This is a genomic window from Streptomyces sp. Xyl84, assembly GCF_059731885.1.
Window position 1 is genome coordinate 1 of sequence record NZ_AP029183.1, and the last position, 22582, is coordinate 22582.

17 protein-coding genes and 3 pseudogenes are annotated in these 22582 nt (G+C 69.3%); 11 read left to right on the plus strand and 9 right to left on the minus strand.

What is annotated here, in order from left to right; genetic code table 11:
* Positions 1-306, minus strand: a pseudogene (locus tag AC6I72_RS31560) (GntR family transcriptional regulator); the annotation flags it as partial.
* 98 nt (positions 307-404) lie between these two features.
* On the opposite strand from AC6I72_RS31560, the pseudogene AC6I72_RS31565 reads away from it, so the two are divergent.
* The 3 genes and pseudogenes from AC6I72_RS31565 to AC6I72_RS31575 all read left to right on the plus strand — a co-directional run bounded on the left by AC6I72_RS31565 (position 405) and on the right by AC6I72_RS31575 (position 2171).
* A pseudogene (locus AC6I72_RS31565) lies at positions 405-937 on the plus strand (YbhB/YbcL family Raf kinase inhibitor-like protein).
* Between the two features lie 33 nt (positions 938-970).
* A complete protein-coding gene (locus AC6I72_RS31570) occupies positions 971-1867 on the plus strand; it encodes an SCO6745 family protein (protein ID WP_498004888.1) in 897 nt (298 codons plus the stop codon).
* Between the two features lie 136 nt (positions 1868-2003).
* Positions 2004-2171: a zinc finger domain-containing protein gene (locus AC6I72_RS31575; protein WP_498004889.1), complete on the plus strand. Its 168-nt coding sequence runs from the start codon at positions 2004-2006 to the stop codon at positions 2169-2171.
* 15 nt (positions 2172-2186) lie between these two features.
* On the opposite strand, the gene AC6I72_RS31580 is transcribed toward AC6I72_RS31575, so the two are convergent.
* A protein-coding gene (locus tag AC6I72_RS31580; RefSeq protein ID WP_498004479.1) for an IS630 family transposase occupies positions 2187-3259 on the minus strand; the annotation gives its coding sequence in 2 pieces (ribosomal slippage) (positions 2187-2749 and positions 2749-3259; 1074 coding nt in all).
* Between the two features lie 305 nt (positions 3260-3564).
* Positions 3565-4494 (minus strand): NADP-dependent oxidoreductase, encoded by a 930-nt coding sequence (locus AC6I72_RS31585; RefSeq protein ID WP_498004890.1) that lies wholly within the window; start codon positions 4492-4494, stop codon positions 3565-3567.
* A gap of 90 nt (positions 4495-4584) precedes the next feature.
* On the opposite strand from AC6I72_RS31585, the gene AC6I72_RS31590 reads away from it, so the two are divergent.
* Positions 4585-4965, plus strand: coding sequence for a winged helix-turn-helix transcriptional regulator (locus AC6I72_RS31590; RefSeq protein WP_498004891.1), 381 nt, complete (start codon positions 4585-4587; stop codon positions 4963-4965).
* Positions 4966-5178: 213 nt separating this feature from the next.
* Here the strand turns inward: AC6I72_RS31590 and AC6I72_RS31595 are convergent, their stop codons facing one another.
* A complete protein-coding gene (locus tag AC6I72_RS31595; protein WP_498004892.1) occupies positions 5179-7962 on the minus strand; it encodes a helix-turn-helix transcriptional regulator in 2784 nt (927 codons plus the stop codon).
* 1066 nt (positions 7963-9028) lie between these two features.
* Between AC6I72_RS31595 and AC6I72_RS31600 the strand changes: the two genes are divergently transcribed.
* Complete coding sequence (locus tag AC6I72_RS31600; protein ID WP_498004893.1) at positions 9029-11230, plus strand: FUSC family protein; 2202 nt, start codon at positions 9029-9031, stop codon at positions 11228-11230.
* Positions 11231-11242: 12 nt separating this feature from the next.
* Here AC6I72_RS31600 and AC6I72_RS31605 read toward each other — a convergent pair whose 3' ends face one another.
* The gene (locus AC6I72_RS31605; RefSeq protein WP_498004894.1) at positions 11243-11761 is read right to left on the minus strand and encodes a sensor histidine kinase; all 519 of its coding nucleotides are present in this window, start codon (positions 11759-11761) and stop codon (positions 11243-11245) included.
* A 267-nt stretch (positions 11762-12028) separates the two neighbouring features.
* Positions 12029-12154 carry a hypothetical protein gene (locus tag AC6I72_RS31610; RefSeq protein ID WP_498004896.1) on the minus strand — a complete coding sequence of 42 codons (126 nt, stop codon included), beginning with the start codon at positions 12152-12154 and terminating at the stop codon, positions 12029-12031.
* 683 nt (positions 12155-12837) lie between these two features.
* On the opposite strand from AC6I72_RS31610, the gene AC6I72_RS31615 reads away from it, so the two are divergent.
* The 4 genes from AC6I72_RS31615 (at position 12838) to AC6I72_RS31630 (ending at position 16654) form a co-directional block, all read left to right on the plus strand.
* On the plus strand, positions 12838-13752 hold the full coding sequence (locus AC6I72_RS31615; protein WP_498004897.1) for an MBL fold metallo-hydrolase: 915 nt from the start codon (positions 12838-12840) through the stop codon (positions 13750-13752).
* Between the two features lie 23 nt (positions 13753-13775).
* Complete coding sequence (locus AC6I72_RS31620) at positions 13776-15269, plus strand: carboxylesterase/lipase family protein (protein WP_498004898.1); 1494 nt, start codon at positions 13776-13778, stop codon at positions 15267-15269.
* Positions 15270-15330: 61 nt separating this feature from the next.
* A complete protein-coding gene (locus AC6I72_RS31625; RefSeq protein ID WP_365536057.1) occupies positions 15331-15714 on the plus strand; it encodes a RidA family protein in 384 nt (127 codons plus the stop codon).
* A 94-nt stretch (positions 15715-15808) separates the two neighbouring features.
* Positions 15809-16654 (plus strand): hypothetical protein, encoded by an 846-nt coding sequence (locus tag AC6I72_RS31630; RefSeq protein WP_498004899.1) that lies wholly within the window; start codon positions 15809-15811, stop codon positions 16652-16654.
* Positions 16655-16837: 183 nt separating this feature from the next.
* On the opposite strand, the gene AC6I72_RS31635 is transcribed toward AC6I72_RS31630, so the two are convergent.
* A complete protein-coding gene (locus AC6I72_RS31635; protein WP_498004901.1) occupies positions 16838-17764 on the minus strand; it encodes a hypothetical protein in 927 nt (308 codons plus the stop codon).
* A 209-nt stretch (positions 17765-17973) separates the two neighbouring features.
* On the minus strand, positions 17974-18123 hold the full coding sequence (locus AC6I72_RS31640; RefSeq protein ID WP_498004902.1) for a hypothetical protein: 150 nt from the start codon (positions 18121-18123) through the stop codon (positions 17974-17976).
* Positions 18124-18794: 671 nt separating this feature from the next.
* On the opposite strand from AC6I72_RS31640, the gene AC6I72_RS31645 reads away from it, so the two are divergent.
* Positions 18795-19370, plus strand: a complete 576-nt coding sequence (locus AC6I72_RS31645; RefSeq protein WP_498004903.1) for a hypothetical protein — start codon at positions 18795-18797, stop codon at positions 19368-19370.
* A gap of 472 nt (positions 19371-19842) precedes the next feature.
* Here AC6I72_RS31645 and AC6I72_RS31650 read toward each other — a convergent pair.
* Positions 19843-20684: pseudogene (locus AC6I72_RS31650) on the minus strand (IS5 family transposase).
* 266 nt (positions 20685-20950) lie between these two features.
* Between AC6I72_RS31650 and AC6I72_RS31655 the strand changes: the two are divergent.
* Entirely contained in the window at positions 20951-22369 is a 1419-nt protein-coding gene (locus tag AC6I72_RS31655) for an IS1380 family transposase (protein WP_498001755.1), read from the plus strand.
* Positions 22370-22582 lie beyond the last annotated feature (213 nt).

Below are 22582 nucleotides of genomic sequence, written 5' to 3' on the forward strand. Positions count from 1 at the left end.
CGCAGGACGACCGGTTCGATGGTCCGGCGGGCTTCCGCGATCTCCTGCCAGCGGCGGTCGGAGAAGGAGGGGACTGCGAAACCGCGGTTGGGTAGCCGGTCGGCGAGCCCCTCGCCGACCACCCTCACGAGCGCCTCGCGCACCACGGCCAGGCTCACGCCCTGCTCCTTGGCAAGATCCTGCGGCTTGAGGGGGGCGCCGGGGCAGTGGTCCCCCGCGCATGATCGCGTCCCGCAGGTGTGCGTAGACCTGCTCGGAAAGCATCTGCTTCCCCGGTGAGGTCGAGGAGTGCGCCGTCTGAGTCATGAGTCCATCCTAGACGATCCACCAGATAATCGATTATCCGTGTTACTGTCGATTAAATAGCCGATGAGGGCACCCTCGTCCGGAAAGGAACGACCGCTGTGCCTGCCAACGACCCCTTCGCCCGCCTCCCCCAGGCGGCCTCGTTCACCGTCACCAGCACCACCGTCACCGACGGCGCCGCGTGGCCGCCCGAGCAGCACTCCTCCGGCCTGCCCGGCGGGAAGGACACATCCCCGCAGCTGTCCTGGAGCGGCGCCCCGGACGGCACCAAGAGCTATGCCGTCACCGTCTACGACCCCGACGCCCCCACCGGGTCCGGGTTCTGACACTGGGCGGTCGCCGACATCCCCGCCACGGTCACCGAGCTGCCCGAGGGCGCCGGCGACGACACCGGCTCACATCTGCCCCAGGGCGCCTACCAGTTGCCCAACGACGCCCGCGTGGCCCGCTACATCGGCGCCGCCCCGCCGGCCGACACGGCTCGCACCGTTACTTCGTCGTGGTGCACGCCCTCGACATCCCCGCCACAGGTGTCCCGGCCGACGCCACACCGGCCGTCCTCGGCTTCACCATGGCCGGCCACGCCCTCGGACGCGCGGTGTTGACCGCCACTGCCGAAACACCCGCCTGACAGCGCCCCCCGACTCCCGGAGACACCACCGCCATGCACCTCGACAGCCCTGCAGACTCCGCCCGCACCGGCGACGGCCCGATGGACCTGAACGCCGTCCGTGACGTCAGCCGCGCCGTCAGCGCCGCCCACCTGTTCATCTATCTCGTCCCCGAGACCGCCGAGGAGGCGGCCGGGCTCGGCGTGACCGACCGCGGGCCTGCGTATCTGGCCTTCCGGTCGGCCGCGATGGGCGCGGTTCCGTGGCAGGTCACGCTCGCGGCCTTCTACAACTTCAGCCCGCGGGCAGTGCGGGCCATGGCGGGCGTATGGGACATCGCGCCGCCCGAGCGATGGCAGGCCGCCCGCTTCCTGGCCGTCGGCCGGGCGATGCGGCGCGTCGGCGTACATCTCATCGACGACCACCTTGCCGAGGCGCGCGCGCTGATCGACCCGGTCGTCGCCGGTGCCGACTACGCCGGCAAGGTGCTGGCTGCCGCGAACGCCTCGGTCGTGCTTCCCCCCGACCCTCTCGTCGCACTCTGGCAGCAGATCACGGTGGCACGCGAGTGGCGCGGCGACGCCCATCTCGTCGTGCTCGCCGACAACGGCCTCGGGCCGTGCGACTGTCTCGTTCTGCACACCGCGACCGGCGGCCTCCCGGCAGCTCTGGCGCGAACGACCCGCCAGTGGGACGACGAGGAGTGGAGCGCGGCGACAGCACGCCTCGTCGCGCGCGGCTGGCTCGACCGCCATGGCGTGATCACCGGCGCCGGCCGTGCGGCACGCGAGCGCATCGAAGTGGAGACAGACGAACACTGCGCCGCGCTATGGGCACCGATCGGCAACGCAGGCGCCCGCCGCTTCGCCTCGCTCATCGCGCCGATCGCCAACGCGTTCACCGCCGCAGGGACGTTCCAGGCCGTTCGTGGACAGTCTGATCTCGCATAAACGGTCCTTTGCGCGAGCGAGATCAACAGTAGGCCATCGGACCCTCACCGGACCGGATTCGTTCTCAGCACCCGTTCTCACTCACAAGCGGGACGGACCCCCTTCTGAGACTTGCATCGTTCGAAAATCCGGACTCATGACGGGCCCTCAGAACCCCTCCCCGACCAACCGGCCGGACGCGGACGACGTCGAACAGCACACCTGTCCGAAGTGTGACGCCCAACCCGGCTCGCCGTGCCGCTCGCGCGGCGGTGCGGTCGCCTGCGCCTACCACACCCGCCGCTTCACGAAGGTGTCCCGGTAGTACCTACTGAGGTTTTCAGGGCGGGGTCGGTGGGGTGATGGTCAGACCCGTGGCGGTGAGGCAGCCGTCGATCAGGTGGGGATGGAGCTGGATCTTGCGTAACTCGCGGCGAAGGATGCGGTCGAGGTCATCGGCTGTGTCGAAGGCGGTGTTGGCCATCGCCCTGCGTACCAGCGACCAGACGGCCTCGACGGGATTGAGGTCGGGTGCGTAGGGCGGGAGACGGACGGTGGTGAGCCAGTCGTGCTCGGCCTCGTACTGCTTCAGTCCAGCGGCCAGGTGGGTGTTGAGATTGTCCCAGACCACCACGATCGGGCCGTCGAGCTGGATGTGCGCGCGGACCAGCAGGTCGCGGTAGTCCTTCCAGGAGAAGCTTTTGCGTGTGCCCTTGAGGAGGAGATGGGTGCGGGGCCGGTGGATGAGACGGCTCTTCTCACCGGCTTTGTAGCAGCACAGGGCGGCGACCGAGGTCCGGCGACGGGACCTGCCACGAACGCGGATGACGGGTGTGTGTCCGCGCCGGCCCCAGGTGCGGGCCACCGGTGGCGTCATCGAGAAGCCGGCTTCGTCCTCGAAGACGATCCAGCCGTCACACGCCGCCGCGAGCCTTTTACCTGGGGCCACACCTCCTTCTTCCACAGCTCCACCGCGTGCTCGTCACGCTCGAGGGCTCTGCGGGCCGGTGCCTGCCAGGACCAGCCGTGCCGTTTCAGCAGCCGCCACACCGTCGCCACCGACAGGCTCACCCGCAGACGGCGGCGGATCACCGTCTGGACCCGGGCCAGAGTCCAGCGTTCGTCATCGAAGCCGTGCGCTGACGGACCCTTGCCGAGTTCCTCCTCGAGCACGGTGAACTGGGCATCGGTGACGGTCGGGGAGTTCGCTGGCCCCGCCGAGCGTAAGGCCTCCGCGCCGCCCTCGCGCCAAGCACGGCGCCACCGTTCCACCGACCGCACACTCACCCGCAGATCCTTCGCGATCACCTCCGTCTTCTCACCTGCCGCGAACCGCTGCGCGGCCTGAAGCCGGATCCCCTCACGAAACGCCCGACGCTCAGCGGTCAGGCCCCCACCCTCCGGATACCTCACCTCACCGGCATACCGCAGGGATCATGAACCGTCACCACCCGACGACAACCCGAAAACCTCAGTATCTGCGGGTTGAGTGTCCTTCCCCCTGAGACCATAGCTCGGGCCGGGAACAGCGAGAGGCGGCGACCGAGGGGAAGTGCCCTGTCTCGATGAAGTTGGGCGTCCGCATGACGGTGACCTGCGTGGACTGAGTTGGATGAGACAGGTCGACTCGGTTCGTTGAGACGGAAGGCCGGAGCTGGCCGTGGGGACTCAGAGGACACCTCAGTGGGGCCTCGCTTACGCGAGGCCCCACGACGGGATCAGACGGTGAGGACGAGCTTGCCCTGGAGGTGACCGCCGTCGAGCAGCCGGTGCGCGTCGGCGACGCGCTCGAACGGGAACGTCTCCTGCACGTGGACCCGGAGCCTGCCCTGTTCGACGAGTTCGACGAGAGCTCGCAGGGCGACCGGATCGGGTTCGACCGCGATGCCGCTGAAGCGCATGCCGGCCGCCTCGTACCTGGCGATGAGCTCCGAATCCTCCTCGGCGACCGCGGTCACCAGGTGACCGCCCGGGCGGAGCACTTCGAGCGACCGCTCGACGGTGTCGCCGCCGATCGTGTCGAGCACGACGTCGATGTCGCGGACCGCCTCGGTGAAGTCGACCGCCGTGTAGTCGATCACCTCGTCGGCGCCGAACCCCTCGACGAACGTCCGCTTGCTTCCACTGGCGGTGGTGATCACGTGCGCGCCGAGCGCTTTCGCGATCTGGATCGCGACGTGGCCGACCCCGCCCCCACCGCCGTGGATCAGGACGCGGTCGCCCTCCCTCACGCCGCCGAGGTCGACGAGGCCCTGCCACGCCGTCAGCCCGACGACCGGCAGCGCCGACGCATCGACATGCGAGAGCGACGCCGGCTTGCGTGCCAGGTGCAACGCCGGCGCCGACACGACCTCGGCGTACGCGCTCGCCGCCCGGGGGAACAGCGGCATCCCGAACACCTCGTCGCCGGGCCTGAACCGCCACGTCTGCGGCGCCTCCTCGACCACGCCGCTGATGTCCCAGCCGAGGATGAACGGCGGCTGGCCGATCAGCGGGAACTCGCCGGCGCGCAGGCGCGCCTCCAGCGGGTTCAGCCCGATCGCCTTGACGCGGACGAGAACCTCGGTCGGGAGGGGCTGGGGCTCGGGCGCGTCCACGATGGTGAGCACCTCGGGACCGCCGAGCGTCTGCTGGGTGATGACTCGCATGACTCTCCTGGCTTTGGAAGGGGAGAGGACCCAGGCTATGAATGTGATAGGCACCAGCAGGTACCTTCGGCGCAGGTACCCTTTGGCGCCATGAGCGGTTTCGGTCCCGGGGATTCCTTTCTCGCCGACTGTCCGGCGCGTCTTGCGGTCGAGCTGATCGCCGACAAGTGGACGGTGGTCGTGCTCTACGGCCTCAGCAGGGGCCCGGTGCGCCATGGCAAGCTGATCGACTTGATCGGCGGCATCTCCCGCAAGATGCTCACCCAGACGCTTCGACGGCTCGAGGCGCATGGACTCATCCGCCGCCACGCCTACGCCGAGGTGCCGCCCCGCGTCGAGTACGAACTCACCCCGCTCGGCGCGACACTGATCGATCCGATCCACATGCTGACCGAGTGGGCGAGGGCGAACGGCGACGCAGTGCTCGATGCACTCGACGCCGACTCCGAGCCGGTCGCCCATAACGACTGAGGCCCCACTACTGATCTTTTCGTAAGTTCGGCGGGTGTGGTGGGCGGATGGTACGAGTTTGTGCGGTCTGCCGTCGTCGCGCTCTATCAATCTGTCACGCGGAATCCGGTCGCGGTATCTGTCAGTCGACTGCACAGCGACGGCCGTCGCCGTGTCGGAAGACGCCCGGCAGGCGGCACGCGCGTCAGCGCGTAGCCGCGGCGGATTCGGCTGTCAGCTCTGGACGCCGGTATCTGACAGGGTGCCTTCGAGTACGTCACGGAGTTGCGAGCGGGCGGTGATGCCCAGCTTAGGAAAGACCCGGTAGAGGTGGGAGCCGACCGTGCGCGGTGAGAGGAACAGCTTTTCCCCGATCTCGCGGTTCGTCAGACCGCGGGCCGCCAGTCGGACGATCTGCTGTTGCTGGGGGCTGAGTTCGGTGAAGGCGCTGGGCACGACGTCGGTCGTCTCGATGCCGGCGGCGCGCAGTTCTGCCTGTGCCCGCTCGGCCCACGGCCGGGCGCCGAGGCGCTGGAAGGTTTCCAGAGCGCCGCTCAGCAGGGGACGGGCCTCGGCGATACGGCGCTGTCGCCGGAGCCATTCCCCGTAGTCGAGCCGGGTCTGCGCCCGTTCGAACGGCCACTGCTCACCCGCGGGCTGCGCGAGCGCGGCCTGGAAGAACGGCTCCGCGTGCTCGGGATCCGCCAGCAGGGCGCGGCCACGGGCGATCAGTGCGGCCAGCCGTGCCGACATGCCCGTACCGAGGCGCTGCGCCGACCGTTCCAGCAGTTGTGCGGCGTGCTCCTGCCGTCCGCGGCGGACGGCCGCAGCCGCGAATTCGGCCAGGACGGTGTAAGAGACGTGGTAGTGGACCGGATCGCCGTCGTCGGTGAACGCGGAGCGGAACTGCGTGTACGCGGTGTCGTAGTCGCCCTCGGCCACGGCCGCCATTCCCAGGGCCCGGCGGGCGAAGACCGCGACGGAGCGGCTCTCCAGCGGGTCGACGAGAGACAGGGCTCGCTCGGCGAGCCGGCGCGCGCCGGCCGGGTCGCCCAGCAGGGCGACCACCGTGGCGTCGAGTGCCTGAGCACACGCCTCGGCATGGTCGAGTCCGGCCGATGATGCCATGGCCGCGATGTCGGCAGCCACCGAGCGGGCCTCGGCCCATCGGCCCTGCTCCAGGCGGGTCCAGCCGGCCGCGCATCCCAGTCCGTCCGGGAGCGGGCCGTGGGCCTGCCACTGGTCGAACGCCTCGTCGAAGGTCCTGGCCGCGAGGGTGGTCTGGTCGAGCAGCCAGGCGACGATGGCCAGCGCGGTCAGGCGCTGGGCGTCGCCCTTGGCCTCGGCGATGAGCTCGGGCAGCACCGGTGCGAGGGACGCCCCTGCGCCGCCGGGGTCGGAGACGGCCATGACCCAGGCGTGCAGCGCCGCTCCGGCGGCATCGTCGGACATGCCGGAGAGCAGGCTCTGGATCTGTCGCTGCTGGGACTCCTCGCCCGAGTAGTAGCGGACCACCGCTGCTGCGGCCAGCGCGTCGAGTACGAGGGGTGACCGGGCGTTCGCCGCCTCGTCGGCGACGCGCATGAGCAGGGCGAAGGCTGCTGTGTGGTGGGGGCCCAGCGACATGAGCCGACCGGTGGCCAGCGCGGCTCTGCCCCGCAGCTCCGGGTCGTCGGTGCACTCATGGACTGCGGCGGCCAGGTGCTCCACCCAGCCGAGCTGACCGGTGAAGACGGCGCTGGCAGCGGCTTCGGCGAGCAGGCGCGCCCGGTCTTCGCGGCGTGGGCTGAGTTCCGCGGCGCGCTCCTGGGCCGCGGCGGCGGCCGCAAAGCCACCCCGGCGCCGGGCCCGGTCGGCCGTCTGCTGCAACGCGGCCGATACGTCCTGGTCGGGGCGTACGGTCGCGGCGGCCAGATGCCAGGCGCGGCGGTCGGGCTCCTTGCGCAGCAGTTCCGCGAGAGCCAGGTGTGCCTGGCGGCGTTCCTCGAAGGACGCGGCATGGTAGACGGCGGAGCGGATGAGCGGGTGACGGAAAACGATCCTGGTTCCGTCCTGGCGTACGAGACCGGCCCGGTCCGCCGGCTCCCATGCAGCGTCGTCCGCCTCTGGCAGTCCCATGGCGGCTGCCTGCGCGTCCGCTGCATCGGCGGCCGCGAGGAGCAGCAGGATGCGGCGGGTTGGTTCCGGCAGGTTGGCCGCGTGCCCTGCGAAGATCCGCTCCAGCCGGTCGGTGACTGGCAGCGGGCCCTCCACGCTGCTGCCCTCGGGGTGGCGGACCGCAGTGGCGTGGGCGAGTTCCACCAGGGCCAGCGGGTTGCCGGCCGCCTCCTCGAGGATCCGCACGCGGGTTCGGCCGGTGGGCGGTGCGGGCTGCCGGTCGAGCAACCGGTTGGCTGCCGCACTGTCCAGCGGGCCGAGTTCGAGGCGCTCGTACCCCTTGTCGAAGCCGGGCAGTACGGCCGCGGTGCGGACTCCCAGCAGCAGTGTGACGGGCTCGCTGTCCATGCGTCGCGCCACGAAGGAGAGAGCGTCCAGGGACCCGCGGTCGATCCACTGGGCGTCGTCGACCACGACCAGCAGCGGGGCGGTCTCCGCCAGGTCCGACAACAAGGTCAGAACCGCCAGACCCACGATCATCGCGTCGGGGGCCTCGGCACACTCGTCGAGCCCCAGGACGGCGCGGAGCGCGGCGCGCTGCCGCGACGGCAGGCCCTCCGTGGCACCGAGTACCGGGCGGAGCATCTGATGAAGGCCCGCGAATCCAAGGTGGGCTTCGGATTCGCTCCCCACCGCTCGCAGCACTCGGCCACCCGCACTCCGTGCGCGATCGGCTGCGATGTCAAGGAGTGTGCTCTTTCCGGCACCGGGGTCACCCGTGAGGATCAACACGTCGCTGTGGGAGCGATCGGTGCCGACCCGCCGGACTATTTCTGCGGTCTCGGCTTCCCGGCCGACCAGTGCCAGACCGGAATTCCGCGTCGAGCGCTGGTACCCACGAGCCTTTCCATCGTTTTCCACGGATGCTCCAGGGAATTGAGATACCCCAGATACTAGCCTGGGAGAACCGCGGGCAGCGCCTGTGGGAGCGGCCTCGAAGCCGGTCAGAAGCATATCCGAGCGCAGTCTGTCAGTAACACGCAGTCGTCGTCCGGGATCTTCCGGCCCGTGGCATCCATGGAGTTCTCCCGGAGGCCTGGTTTCACCCGCGGAGTCGCGCGCCGCGCGGACATCGTGGCGAGTCGACCGCCGACCTCCGCACGCGTGGAGCAGTACGTCTCCGCACCGGCGGCCTCGGGATCGCCACGACGGGACAACCGGCCGGCAGGCGCAAACACCCCATCCGGTGGCCGACCAGCACTGATGCAGTCACGTGACGCATACCCCCGGCTGTTCGTCCGGCCACAGAATCGTGAAGCGAGCACGGTCGCGCCTTTCCGGGTCGGTGGGCAGGCACGATCGTGCGTCGGCGGTGGCGTCGTGCCATCACAGACGGGGATCGCGGAGGCCGTACATCCCGACCGGAAGGCACTGTCATGGTTACTGGACGCTGGTGGCTGGTCGGACTCGGGTTCCGCACTCCATGTGGTCGGCTTGTACGCCACTTCTACGTCGTCGACGGCATGGCTGGTCCGGAGCAGGCCCATGAGGCTGCTCTTGAGCGGGCGTACGACCCGAGTGAACGAGCGGCGCACGGAAACCTGCGGCTCGATGATGGCTGTGTCGAGATGCGTCGAATGTCGCGTGACCTTCTGGGCGCCTGGCAGCTGTCCGCCCCAAGTCCGTGCACTGCGTAGCCCCTTGAGCCCGGAAGCCGTCGTCGACGGATGCAGGCACCTGCCAGTGCTGCGCGGTCGCCGACGCCGGCGACGGACGTCCACGTGCTGCAGAACCCTGCGAAAGCAGTCACCTGGCGCATACCGGACGGAGCCTCGCCTGCCGAGACTGGTGACGCGGGCGGCGGCCGGTCAGAACCCGAAGGATCCCGCACGGCCGTGCGCACGCGAAAGGACCTACGGAGATCTCCATGGTGGTAAGGAGGACGACATCGTCGTGGGACCGGTTCGCGGCTTTCGACCCTGGGCTCGTGCGCCTGACCTCCGCGATGCGCGCCGTGCTCGGTACTGCCGCGACCCTCGCCGTGCTGACAGCGCTGCGAGCGCCCGAGACGGTGCTGGTGGCCGGCGGCTTCACCGCGATGACGACGTCACTGGCCGTGAGCGACCTGCACCCGCGCAACCGGCTCATCACGCTCGGACTCGGCGTTCCGCTCTCCCTGGCGTCCCTGGCCGCCGGAGCCGCGCTGACGCCGTACCCGACAGCAGCCAAGCTGGTTTTCCTGGTGGTGATCTACCTCGCCGTTCAGGCCCGCCAGTTCGGCCCGCGAGGGCTGGGCCTGGGGATCTTCGGTTTCATGGCCTTCCTGCTGTCTCGGTTCACCCAGGCCCGGGCAGACCAGCTTCCGCAGTTCGGGGCATCGGTACTGGTTGCGTTCGGGGCCGTCACGACCGTGTGGTACTGCGTCGGCCCCGTCACGGCGTCCCAAGCCCTGAGGCGGCTGCGGCACACCTTCGACGTGCGTCTGCACGACGTCCTCCGGGACACGGCCTCGGTGATCGCCACCGGGCACGACATCGACACCCGGAGCCGATCGTTGCAGGACCGCCTCGGCCGGCTGCACGCGTCCGTGCTGCTGATCGAGGACTTTCTCGCCGAGCGCGCCGCCGACGAGGACACCGAGGCCCTGCTGCCGCACCTCAGCCGGGTGGAGGTGGCTGCGCATCGCCTGGCCGTACTGGCGGTCCGTGCGATGCGCACCCCGGCGGCCCGCAGTGATCTGTCGGAACGGACGGTGCGACAGCGGCTCGCCCAGCGGATCCGGGCTCTCCGGCACCAGCCCACCGTGGGAACCACTTGCGCAGCCGAGCGGTGCGCAGAGGGGTACGAAGGCGGCCCGGCGAACCGGCCGACCGGCTCCGCTCTCGTGCTGGACTGTTTCCCCGCGGTCGACGAACTCGCCGAAGCCCTGCGGGTTCTCGGCCCACGTGACCGCCCGGCAGGACGCCGGACACCTCCGACAGGCAAGCACGCCTCACTCACCTTCGGGGCGCTGCCGCGCAGGGACACAGACACCGAGAGCCTGAAGCGGGGAGCCACCCGTCAGGCGTTTCAGGTGACGGCTGCCTCGGCCCTCGCCATCGCGGGCGGTCATCTCCTGTCTCCGCACCTGTGGTACTGGGCCGTCGCGGCCGCATGGGTCGTCTTCATCAAGAACGAGAGCACCGGCGAGGTACTGCTGCAGAGCCTGCGGCGGCTGGCGGGCACGGTCCTCGGCGTGGTGTTCGGCTACGGCCTCGCCGCCCTGGTCGGCGGAGACGGCCCCGTCCTCCTGATCCTGCTCCTGCTGTGCATGTTCGGGATGTTCTACACACCGTCGCACGCCTACTGGGCCGTGACGTTCTTCATCACCGGCACGCTCGGCATGCTGCTCGCGCTGATGGACACCTTCTCGACCCACGTGCTGCTCCTGCGCGTCCAGGAGACCGCACTGGGAGTGTCCTGCGGGATCCTTGCCGCCGTCCTCGTCCTTCCCACCACGGTCCGCCGCGCCAGCGACGAGGAACTGGTCGCCTTCCTGCAAGTCCTCGACCGCCTCTTTCGGACCGTCGCGGCAGGAAGCACGGACACGAAAACCCCGACGAGCTGGGTCCGCGCGGCACATGACCTCGACCAGGCACTGGAATCCTTCCGCAAGGCCAGTCTGCCTCTCACCCATCCGCTCAATCCGCAGCGCCGCCGCCGTCACCGCACCCGCCACCTGCTGGAACTCCTCGAGACCGGCGCGTACCACGCACGAAGCCTGGCCGCCACGGCCGCACGTCTCCCGGCGGGCCACGTCCCGGAGTGCGCCGTCCGCCTCACTGCTGCGGCCGACCGCGCGCACGAGACCGTGACCCACCTGATCCAGGTCACGGGCCGTCGACCCGAAAGCGCCCCACAAACGGCACGCCCCACGGTTGTCAGGGCACTGGCCCTGCTCTCGGAGGAGCAACGCGTGAGCCGCATCTGGCCGTCGCCAGAGCATCGCCTGCTGCTTCACATCAATCGCCTCGACGCGACCCTGACCGCGCTCGTACGAGCCTTGGACCCACTCGCCTCGGACCCCGACCGCACCACCATGGTGCCCTCCGAGAGCGTGGACATCCCGTTGCCGCACGGCCCGGTCCACGCTGCCGCAGTGAACTGCGCCGTCCTCGCCGACCGGTGCGAACGCGCCCGAGCCGGATAGACCAAGTGGTGGTCAGGTGCCGGTGAACGTGACCGAGACGGTGAATCCGCCGTCCTGTCTCGGGCGGGCGGTGACGCGGGCCGCGTGCGCCGGTGTGATCGATGCGACGATGGACAGGCCCAGACCGTGGCCGGAGGTGCTGGTGCGGTCCTGGCCGAGGCACCGGAACGGTTCGAAGAGACCGACCGCCCGGTCCGGGTCCACGGGTGTCCCCGTGGTGGTGACGGTGAGTGTCCGACCGGTGAGCCGGACCCACACCGTTCCGCCGGCCCGGTTGTACGGCACGGCGTTGTCCACCAGGTTCGCCATCAGATGGCGCAGCAGCACCGCGTCTCCGATGACCGGCATCGGCCCGTGGGCCGCCAGTTCGAGGGAGACCTTCTTCTCCTCGGCCTGGGGCAGCAGATTCCCGACCGCCTGATGTGCGGCGTTCCTGAGACCGCTCTCCTCGGTCTCGTCCCGTCGAGGGCCGAGGCTGCTGCGGGCGAGCAGCAGCAGCGAGGCGATCAGTTTCTCCGCGTCGCGGTCCATGGCGAGCAGGTTTCTCGCGTACGTCCGCCAGACCTTCCGGGAGCGGGTCGGTGAGCCTCACTTCCCGGCTGGTGCGCTGCACGGCCAGCGGGGTGCGCAGCTCGTATGAGGCGTTGGCGACGAAGCGGCGCCGGCTCTCGAAGGACTTCTCCAACCGGTCGAACTTGCTGTCGAAGGTGCCGGCGAACCTGTTCAGTTCGTCGTCGGTGACGATGAGCGCGAGGCGTTCGTGCAAGTGCTGTTCGCTGATCCGGCGGGCGGTGTCCGTCATGGCGCGACCGGTGCGAGTGCCCGGCCGACGAGCCACCAGCCCATGAATCCGGTGAGCAGGGCGATCAGTGCCGGCCCGATCCCGGACCAGAGCAGCAACTGCTGGAGAACCGTGTCCTGCACCACGCGCACGGTGTGGTCGGTCAGCCGGAGGCCGATGGCATCGTCCGGCAGTCGCGGCGGAGACGAACTCGTAGACGTAACAGACGTAGGGGACATCGGAACGTGGGGGCATGCGTCTTCCGCGGCCGCCTGGTCGCAGACGCGTGCGACCACTTCTATGCTCCGGACCTGCCGCGCCGTCCCGTATCGGGCCAGGACCGGCAGTGTGGCTTGCTGCAGGTGCTGGCGGAAGGCCGGTGGGACTGCGGATTTGCAGCGAGGGTGAGCAGTACATCTGACGAGGGACCGGGACGAACACGACGTGAAATACAGGGCAGTTGGCAGACTGGGGGCTGAGTGGGGACAGCATCGGTTTCAGGAGAAACGGACATCCTTGGCTTTTCGCTGATCGGAAGGTCGTCGATGCCGCCGATGTGAAAGCCGGCGCGGCCATCGCGCACGACACGACCGGCAAGCGGCCCGGTACGGGCCCGGCTCCGGCCTCGTGGCCGCAGCGAGTCGCCATGTGCCCGTTGAAGAAGTATCCAGGAATGGAATGCGGAACAGTAGCCGACTTTCGCCGGCCTGCAAAAGGAAAGTCCCCGCTCAGAGCTGTACAAGCAGGTGCAGTCACGTGACGGATACCGCACCCACCGGGGCCGCTCGTACGGTTGAGTAAATCCCCCGGATTCCAAGGAGATCCCATGGAGCAGATAACCCTCGGCAATGTATCCGTCACGCGAGTGTGGGAATACTACGGTTCCGTCGAAATGACGCCCGAAACCTTCTTCCCGGAAAGCTCGAAGGAAGTCTGGGAGAACGGTGCCGACTGGCTCACCCCGCATTTCTTGGATTCCGAGACCAACATCGTGAATTCGGCGATCCAGACCTGGCTGCTGCGCAGCGAGGGCAGGACGATCCTGGTCGACACCGGCGTGGGCAACCACAAGGAGCGTCCCTACGCCCCGGTCTGGAGCCACCTCGAAACGGACTTCCTGGCCAACCTCGCCCGGGCCGGCGTCCAACCGGAGGACGTGGACATCGTGATCAACACGCATCTCCACATTGACCACGTCGGCTGGAACACCTACCTGGACGGGCGGCAGTGGGTGCCGACGTTCCCCAACGCCACCTACCTGATGCCGAAGGACGACTTCGACTTCTGGAACCCGGAGAACGGCCATCAACCGCTGCTCGGCCGCGGCAACCAGAACGTCTTCGAGGACAGCGTGGCCCCGGTGTATCAGGCCGGCCTGACGCAGCTGTGGGACAACAGCCACCAGATCGACGCGAACCTGCGCCTGGACGCCGCTCCCGGGCACACCCCGGGCTCCTCCGTGCTGACTCTCACCTCCGGCACGGACCGCGCGGTGTTCGTCGGCGACATGCTGCACAGCCCGGTGCAGATCCTGGAGCCGGACGCCAACAGCTGCTTCTGCGAGAACCCCGCCGAAGCCCGCGCCACCCGCCGCAAGGTGCTGGGCTGGGCGGCCGACAACAACGCGCTCGTGATCCCCGCGCACTTGGGCGGGCACGGCGCCACCGAAGTCGTACGCGAGGGAAGCACCTTCGCCGTCAAGGGTTGGGCGCCCTTCACCCCGTACACCGAGCAGGGCTGAAGCCCGCGGAAAGGCACCCAGAGATGAACCACCATGCCGAACCAGTCGTGACCACCGCGCAGGGAGCCGTGCGCGGTCTGCGTCAGGAGGACGGCACCGCTGCCTTCCTGAACATTCCCTACGCCGCCCCGCCCTTGGGCGCTGGCCGCTTCGCGCCGCCCGAGCCGCATGAGCCGTGGGACGGCGTACGGGACGCCACTGTCCCCGGACCCAACGCGCCGCAGTCCGAGCGCAAGCTCGGCAGCATCGACATGGCTCCCTACTTCGGCACCGGCTGGAGCCGGGGCGAGGACTACCTCACCGTCAACGTGTGGACGCCCGCCATCGCGCAGAGCGGCCTGCCGGTCATGGTGTTCGTGCACGGCGGCGGGTTCGTCGCCGGATCGACGCGGTCCGCGATGTACGACGGTTCCGCCTTCGCCCGCGACGGCGTCGTCCTCGTCACGCTCAACTACCGGCTAGGCATCGCCGGTTTCCTGGACCTGCCCGGGGCCCCCGCCAACCGCGGTCTGCTCGACGTCGTCGCCGCGCTGCGCTGGGTGCGGGAGAACATCGCCGCCTTCGGCGGTGCCCCGGACAACGTCACGCTCTTCGGCCAGTCGGCCGGGGCCACCGTCGTCGGCGGCGTCCTCGCCACTGCGGAGGCCGCGGGTCTGTTCCGCAGGGCGATCGTGCAGAGCGGCAGTGGCCTGGGCGCGTTCAGCACCGAGCAGGCCGCCCGCGTCACCGGCGCGGCCGCCGAGGTCCTGGGCGTCGAGCCGCACGTGGACGCCTTCGCGGAGATCTCCGACGAGCGTCTGGTGGAGGCCGCTTCCAAGCTCTCGGGAATCGACCTGCAGACCGCCACCCACCACGACCCGCTGATCGGCCTCAGCCCCTTCAGCCTGGTCCTGGACACCCAGCCCGCCGCATCCGTCGCCGCCGGCCTCGCCGCCGACGTCGACCTGCTCGTCGGCACCAACACCGAGGAGGGCAACCTCTACCTGGTCCCGGTGGGCAAGTACGCCACCTCGACCGCAGCCGATGTCGACGAGGCGGCGGCGCGCTCGCATCCGGATCCGGCGCGGCTCGTCGAGACCTACCGCAAGTCCCGTCCCGAGGCGTCCTTCGCGGAACTGCGCTCGGCCATCATGGCCGACGCCCTGTTCGGCGCGGGCACCCGCGCTCTGGCCGGCGCCCATGCCGCCCATCCGCAGTCCGCCACCTACGCGTACGAGTTCGCCTGGCGCTCCCAGGCCCTGGACGGAGAGCTCGGCGCCACCCACGCCGTCGAGCTGCCCTTCGTCTTCGACCTCGCGGACCGGCCCGAGCTGAACGGCCCCGCCGCCCTGCTCGGCCCCGACAAGCCCCCGGCGGATCTCGCGGCCCGCATGCACGAGACCTGGATCCGGTTCGCCGCCACCGGCGACCCCGGCTGGGATGCCTACGACACCGAACGCAGGGCCACGATGCACGTCGACGCCGAGTGGACCCAGATCGACGACCCCCACAGCCGGGAACGTCAGGCCTGGAGCTGACGCCCGTATGTGTTTTGCCTGCTCACCCCCTTCAGGGATCACCACCGCTTCAAGGACCACCGTGACCAGAACCGTCATCACCACCGAGAATGCCCCCTCTCTCCCGGCCCCGCTGTCCCAGGGCATCCGCAAGGGCCCCGTCCTGCAGGTCTCCGGACAGCTCCCCTTCGACCCGGACACCGGCGCGGTCGCCGGCACCACCGTCGCCGAGCAGACCACACAGGTCCTGCGCAATGTCACCGCCGTACTCAAGGCGGCCGGCGCGGGCCTGGAGGACGTCGTCATGCTCCGCGTCTACCTCACCGACCCCGCCCACCTGCCCGAGCTGAACGAGGCGTATGCCGCGGCCGTCGGCGAGCCCTTCCCCGCCCGCACCACCGTCTACATGCAGCTCCCGCCGGGACTCCTCGTGGAGATCGACGCCCTGGCCGTGCTGGACGACTGACACAGCCACAGAACAAGGCCGCTCCGGCGCGGTTCAAAGGGGGACCGCGCCGGACCGGCCGGCCATCCCAGAGAGCGGAAAGGGGGAGGACAGGATGGACGGCCGCCTGTCGAAGGCCTGCATCAACCTGAGAGTTGTGCCGACGGACCTGCTGGACGCCCTGTGCTCCCTGTCCGGGCGCCCTTCACCGCCTTCAGGACCCCATCCGGTATGTCGGGTCCATGGTCAGGTGCTCCACGCAGCGGCCTCGCTGCCGCCGGGCGCGCTGCAACCGGGCGACGTGAGCGCGGCCACCGAGGTGCGCGCCGGCCTCCTGAACGCCGACGTTCCGCCAGCGGCCGACGCGGCCGCCCTCTGCATCCAGCACAGGGTCGACGACCTGGGCCCCGCCGACCTGTGGACACTGGCCCGCGACACCGCCATGACCCGCGGCGACCTCGCATGGGGTGCTGCCGCGACCCTGGCGCGGGAACGCCTCGCACAGCCCGACTTTCTCGACGAACTCGCCGCGCAGGCCATCGTGGACGAACTCGCCGAACGGACCCCGTGCCGGTGGGGCCGTCACCACACCGACGCCGTTCGTGCCGCTCTGTACCGGACTCTGGCCGACCTCGCCGACGTCCTCCTGGAAGTGTCGGAATCCACCCCGACACCCCTGGGCTGGACCGCCGACGACGACGGATGGCGGGCCTCGGCTGTGATCGGCGGAATGGTGCACGACGTGGTGGTCCAGAAAGCGGAGCACGCGCTCTCTGCCGCACAGCCCGTCTGGCACCGCCCGTCACCCCCAGACGCACGTACTGCCTGGCAGTGGCGGATCACGAACGGACCGACCGGACGCGCCTCCCACGGCTGCGGGCCGATCCCTTCCGCGCTCGCGGCGCGGCATGCCGCCGAGTGCGCGATCACGGCGCTAGCCGCCGGAAGATGCAGTCTGTGAAGCGAGCGACAATTCGACCCGTCCTCGGGTACGACATCGGCCGGGCCCTGAGCAGATGCGGGACGGTCAGAGCAGTGGGAAACGATCTCCATGAGCGCGGGGAACGACCTCCGTCCGCCCTCGCGTACCCGCTGATCAGCGAAGTCCGTCGGTGCGCCTCAGACTCCTTTTGAACACGCTCCATCACAGCCAGTCCTGGCCGGCTGTCACCTCGCGTGCAACGTGACGCCACTGGTCCTCTCCGCCGGGCAGGGGCCAGGCCCAGGTCGGTTGTTCCGCGGTGTTGAGGTCGTGGAGGAGGCGGACGAGCCGTGGACCGGCGGTGGCGGCGCCGTCTGGGACTGTGGGGCCGTGGACGGCGCGGAGTGCGGCGAAGCGGGCCAGTTCGTCCTCGTAGAAGTCCACGGCCTGATCGATGCGTGTGGCCAGGTCACCCCGCGGCACCGTGCGGTGCAACTGCAGCAGCGGCGGCTCGACGGATTCGGTGATCGCCGCAGCGAGCCGCGCGTGACCGTCCAGGATCAAATGGCAGTCCAGGCCACTTACCCACCACAACAAGACGGGCGGGAGCGTCCCTTCCCGGGCCTGCTTACGGTACGCCTTGACCCGGCTGTCGTCGGAATCGGGCATTGGCCGCAGCGGAAGAACCTCCCACGAATGAGAATGGAGGAACCAGTCGATGTATCCGTCCGGATGGCCGTCGACGAGCATCGAGCGCCAGTGCTCGCCGTGCGAAGTGCCAGCGTGACGCCAGCGCCGAAGCGGACTCTCGCACGAGAGCAGCCACCGGCCCTCGTGCAACGGGCTGTCCGGCGAATCGATGAGGTATTGCGCAAAGCGGTGAGCCCATCGCTCCGGGCTGCCCGCCAGGGCTCGCCCCACATCGGCACGCAACGGCGGGACGAAGGAGCGGTACTCGTCGGTGCGCCAGAAGTTCACGCCCTGCAGCTGCTCGTCGACAGCAGCGAGCAGCACAGGCCGCGACAGCTGGGAGACCAGCAGTTGCGGCCCGGCACTGAGCACGCACAGCCCCGGCTGGTGGCGGTCCTGCACGTCCAGGGACAGGCCCACCCACGTGCCGTCGTCCCTCATGACATCGCTGCGCTGCATGCCGAGAGCGTAGATGCTGCTGCGGTGGACCCCAATGGCACCTTTGGCCGTCCGACACGAGCCCACACCCCACGAGCCGGTGGCCTCGGCCGGAATCACGCGCGGGTGCTCGTTGAAGCTCCGCACTCCGTTGAACTCCGGACCGAATGAGGCGACGAGCGGCCCTGGCCGATTTCAGGGCTGTGGCGGATATTTCGTGAAGGCCAGCCCTAAACAATCGTCATGCCCGGCAATGCCTCTTCATCAGCATGGTGTTCGTGGGGGACGAACAGTTCTGGGATCTGGTGTGGCCTGACGTTGAGAGGCTGGTCCTCGACGCGGTGGGCGTCGTTGGGGATGCGATACGGATTGATCTGCATGCTCGGCAGGCGGCGGTGGCATGTCCCTTGTGCGGTGTGACCGCCTTACGCGTGCAGCACGTACATGCGGCGCCTGGCCGACCGTCCGCTGGGCGGTCGACGGGTGCTGCTGCGTCTGCGGGTCCGCCGGTTCTTCTGCGACAACGGCCTGTGCTCCCGCCGGACGATGGCCGAACAGGTGCCGAACCTGACCGCGCGGTACCGGCGCCGGACGACAGCCCTGGCCCGGATGGTGCAGGCGATCGGGTTGGCCGTCGGCGCCCGGGCCGGTGCCCGGCTCGCCGGCTGCCTGCCGGTGCGGACGAGCCGGGACGTGATTCTCGGGGAACTCCGGCGACTTCCGGACCCAGCGTCCGCCCATGTCAGGGTGCTGGGGATCGACGAGTTCGCGTTCCGCAAGGATGCAGCCTACGGCACCGTCCTCATCGACGTCGAAACACGCCGGCCCATCGATCTCCTGCCCGACCGCACCGCAGACACCAGTACGCCGTGGAGGTACGGGCGGATACGGATGCGCTGCTTCACGCCGCTGAACAGTGGGATTCTGCTCTGGCATCCTTCCTGCCCCGCTGATCAGCATCGCGTGACAGTAGGAATCACGAAATATCCGCCACAGCCGAATTCAGAGATCCTCATCACTGTCACCAGCCGCAAACGGCAGGATGCGCACCATGAGCGATGCAACGGCAACCATCTTCACTGCCATAGCGGGCGGACTGTTCGCCCTCGCAGTGGCATACATCGGCTACAGGGCTGGCCGGCGGCAGACCACTGACCAGGCCACCGTCGAACACGGCCAATGGCTACGCGGGCAACGCCAGCAGGCCTACCTGGCGTTCCTAGACACCTGGGACACCACGGTGGTCAGCCTCCAGCGCCTGCAGCAGTCGTGGGAGCCGCGGATACGTGAGTACCAGCAGGGCGACCGACTCGACGACCCGACTGAGGAACCAAGCCGTCTGCTAGGAGATGCGCGGCGCGCGGTCCGTAGGGATCTCGAACGGGTGGAGTTGCTGGGCCCTCAGCGGATCGACGTCGCGGTACGGGCGATGGAGGACGCCTTCCGGGAGATGCGGGACGTGATCGCAGCTCAAATGGCGACCGGTGCGACCTGTCCGCACTGGGATGAGTGGAACCCGGTGACGGTCCGGGCTAACACGGCACGGTTCAACTTCCAGGCGGCGGCGATCCGGACGTTGCGGCAGCCGCCGAGCCCGGAGGGGGAGAGCGAGGGCCTGGAGGACTAATCGCCACCGTTTGCGGTTGGTGACAGGGTTCTTACCGACACCCCAGGTTCGCCACCGAGAGCCGCCTTCCGTGCGGAGGATCAGACCCTATCTGCCGTCAAACCCTGTCAGCAATCACCATCGGATCCGATTGGACCGGCGCCGCCCTGGTGTCCCGGAATGTCCGGATTCGTTGGACGCGCCGTCCGCCTGTCGTCAAACGATCGTTTGCCGACAGGCGTTAAGAAGGGTCACCAGGCTCCTTTTGTCTCCGGCGAGCGTCCGGTGTGGGCTGCGATCACGTTCTTCAGATCTACTCGGCGGGGTCCGGGCAGGGGCCCCGCCTCCGCCGAGCCCCCGGCCCGGCGCCGGTCACTGATGGCGCTCGCGGCCATCGCCGCCACCGTCGGCGCGGTCGGTGAACCCCTGCTCGGTTCCGTCAAGGCCGCGCTCGAACTCCTGGGCCGCTGAGAGCTCGCAGATAAGCGTGTACTCATGGACGGCGGTTCGGGCGGTCGTCCCAGGGGTGGGTCGTCCAGGCCCGGCGGATCAGGCTACGGACGGTGATGGTGTCCGCAAGGTCGAAGAAGGCGTCGATGACCGTTGCGCGGCGTTCGTAGCAGCGGGCGAGCCGGTAGAAGGCGTTCTGCCAGGCGTGGGTGCGCTCGGCGTGCCATAGCTGGCCGGCCTGGATCGGCGCCTATTCACCCTTGTGCGCGCCATGCGGCCGTACAGACCGCGGGTGGCGAGTTCGGTGCGTGTCTTGTCCGAGTCGTTGCCGGCGTCCAGGTGCACGGTGATGTGGTCGGGCAATGGCCGTAGGTCCTTCAGACGGTCCAGGGTCGCGGTGAGCAGCGGGGAGTCGTGGCGGTTCGCTCCGGCCAGGACCCTACCGAGCGGTATTCCGTAACCATCCGTCATGCCCGAGCGTTTCATGCCCTGTTTGCCGCGATCGACCCGTGAGCGCCCGGCGGCCTCCCCGCCGCCGGGGGCCTTGGTGATGGAGCCGTCGATGGCGATCTGGTCAAGCAGCAGCCCGACAATCCGGTCGTAGGACTCGAGTGCGATCTGCTTCAGGCGGGCGAAGACGCCGAGTCGGATCCACTCGTCGCGGCGGTTGCGGATGGTGGTCGCCGAGCAGGTCGTGTCGGCGATCGCCTGGTAGGAGCAGCCGAACCGGAGCAGCTGCAGCAGCTTGCCGAAGATGATCCGGTCGCTGATGCGGCGGCGGTGGCAGCCCAGCGGATGGGTCGGATCGACCGTCGGGCGCTCGGGCAGCAGATCCGCGAATTGACCCCAGAGCGGTTCGGTCAGCCATGATGGCAGGACAGGCACAGGTCTCCCCGGTGATCACAGAGCGTCGCAACTCCATGATCACCTAGACCTGTGCCTGCCTTGCTGTCATGGCTGCCTCGCGCCGCCTATCTGTGCGGCCTCTGAACGTCTTTGGCAGCGGGCAGCGTCTCTGCTCGGCGTTTAGCCTCCGCGTTTCACTTGCGGTGGCGTCCGGATCTTGAGCGGGAACGCGAAAGTGCCTTCTGAGCTGGGATGATGAGGCTTGTCTAGGGCTTCTGTCACCACAGCAGGAAGGCACTTTCTGCGTGCACACTACCGGGTCGCGTCCCAAGCTCGTCGTATCAGCCGACGGGCGCGGGGTGGTCAGTCATGCCGGGTCCCGGCTGCTGGCCGATCTCGCCGATGCCACCGGCCTGACCACGGCCTTCACCGACGCGCTGCGCCAACTACGGCCGCGTGGCACCGGACACGCCCCCGGCCGGATCGCCGTGGACTTGGCGGTGATGCTGGCCGACGGCGGCGAGGCGATCGCCGACCTGGCCCTGCTGCGCGATCAGGCCGAGGTGTTCGGCCCGGTCGCTTCCAATCCCACCGCATGGCGCCTGCTGGCGGGCATCGATCCGGCCGCACTCGGCGCTCTGCGCGCGGCCCGTGCCACCGCCCGCGAGGTCGCCTGGCTGCAAGCCGCCTGGCTGCAAGCCGGCGAGAGACGGGAGGCAATACCGGCCTCCCGCGCAGGCGGCCGCGAACTGCCGGGCCTGGTGCTGGACATCGACGCCACCCTGGTCACCTGCCACTCCGAGAAGGAGAACGCGGCGCCGACCTACAAACACGGCTTCGGCTACCACCCGCTGCTGTGCTTCCTCGACAACACCGGCGAGGCCCTGGCCGGCCTGCTGCGGCCCGGAAACGCCGCGGCCAACACCGCCGAGGACCACATCACCGTGCTCGACGCCGCGCTCGCCCAGCTCCCCGATGTCCACCGCCACGGCACCGACATCCTCATCCGTGCGGACAGCGCCGGATCCGCCAAAGCGTTCCTGGCCCACATCCGCGGCCTCCGCTCGCGCGGAATCCACACCTCCTTCTCCGTCGGATGGTCCATCACCGAACCGGTCCGCCGAGCGATACGCCAGCTGCCCGACCAGGTCTGGCACCCCGCCCTCGAACAGGACGGCACCCTGCGACAAGGCGCCCACGTCGCCGAGCTCACCGGCCTGGTCGACCTGCCGGGCCTGCCCGAGGACACTCGGGTCATCGTCCGCCGCGAGCGCCCGCATCCCGGCGCCCAGCTCTCCCTGTTCGATCTCGACGAGGGCATGCGCCACCAGGTCTTCCTCACCGACACCGCCTACGGCGAAGGCTCATTGCAGCACCTGGAAGTTCGCCACCGCGCGCACGCCCGCGTCGAGGACCGCATCCGCTGCGGCAAGACCACCGGCTTCGGCCGCTTCCCCTCCCGACACTTCCAGGTCAACCAAGCGTGGCTGGAGCTGTCCCTGACCGCCCTCGACCTGCTCGCCTGGACACGCATCCTGCTACTGGAAGGCGAACTGGCAGCCGCCGAGCCGAAGAAGCTCCGCTACCGGCTGCTGCACGCCGCTGCCCGCATCACTCGCGGCGGACGCCGCATGCACCTGCGGATCGCCGCGACCTGGCCCTGGCGAAACGAGCTGACCAGCGCATTCGCCCGCCTAGCGGCGCTGCCACGGCCAGCCACCTGAACCTCGGCACCGTCCCTGCACACCCACGACCGAGGAACCCTGGAGAACCCGACCCGCGCGTCGGGCCTCGACCATGCCCGCCCGGCTGCCAACAACCAGAACCCCCATTTCACGGCCATCACACCAGCTCAGCCACCCGAAGCGAAACGCGGAGGTTAGAGCTGCGAACAAAAGTGGGTTCCGATCAGCGGGCGGTGTCCGGTGCGTGCGATC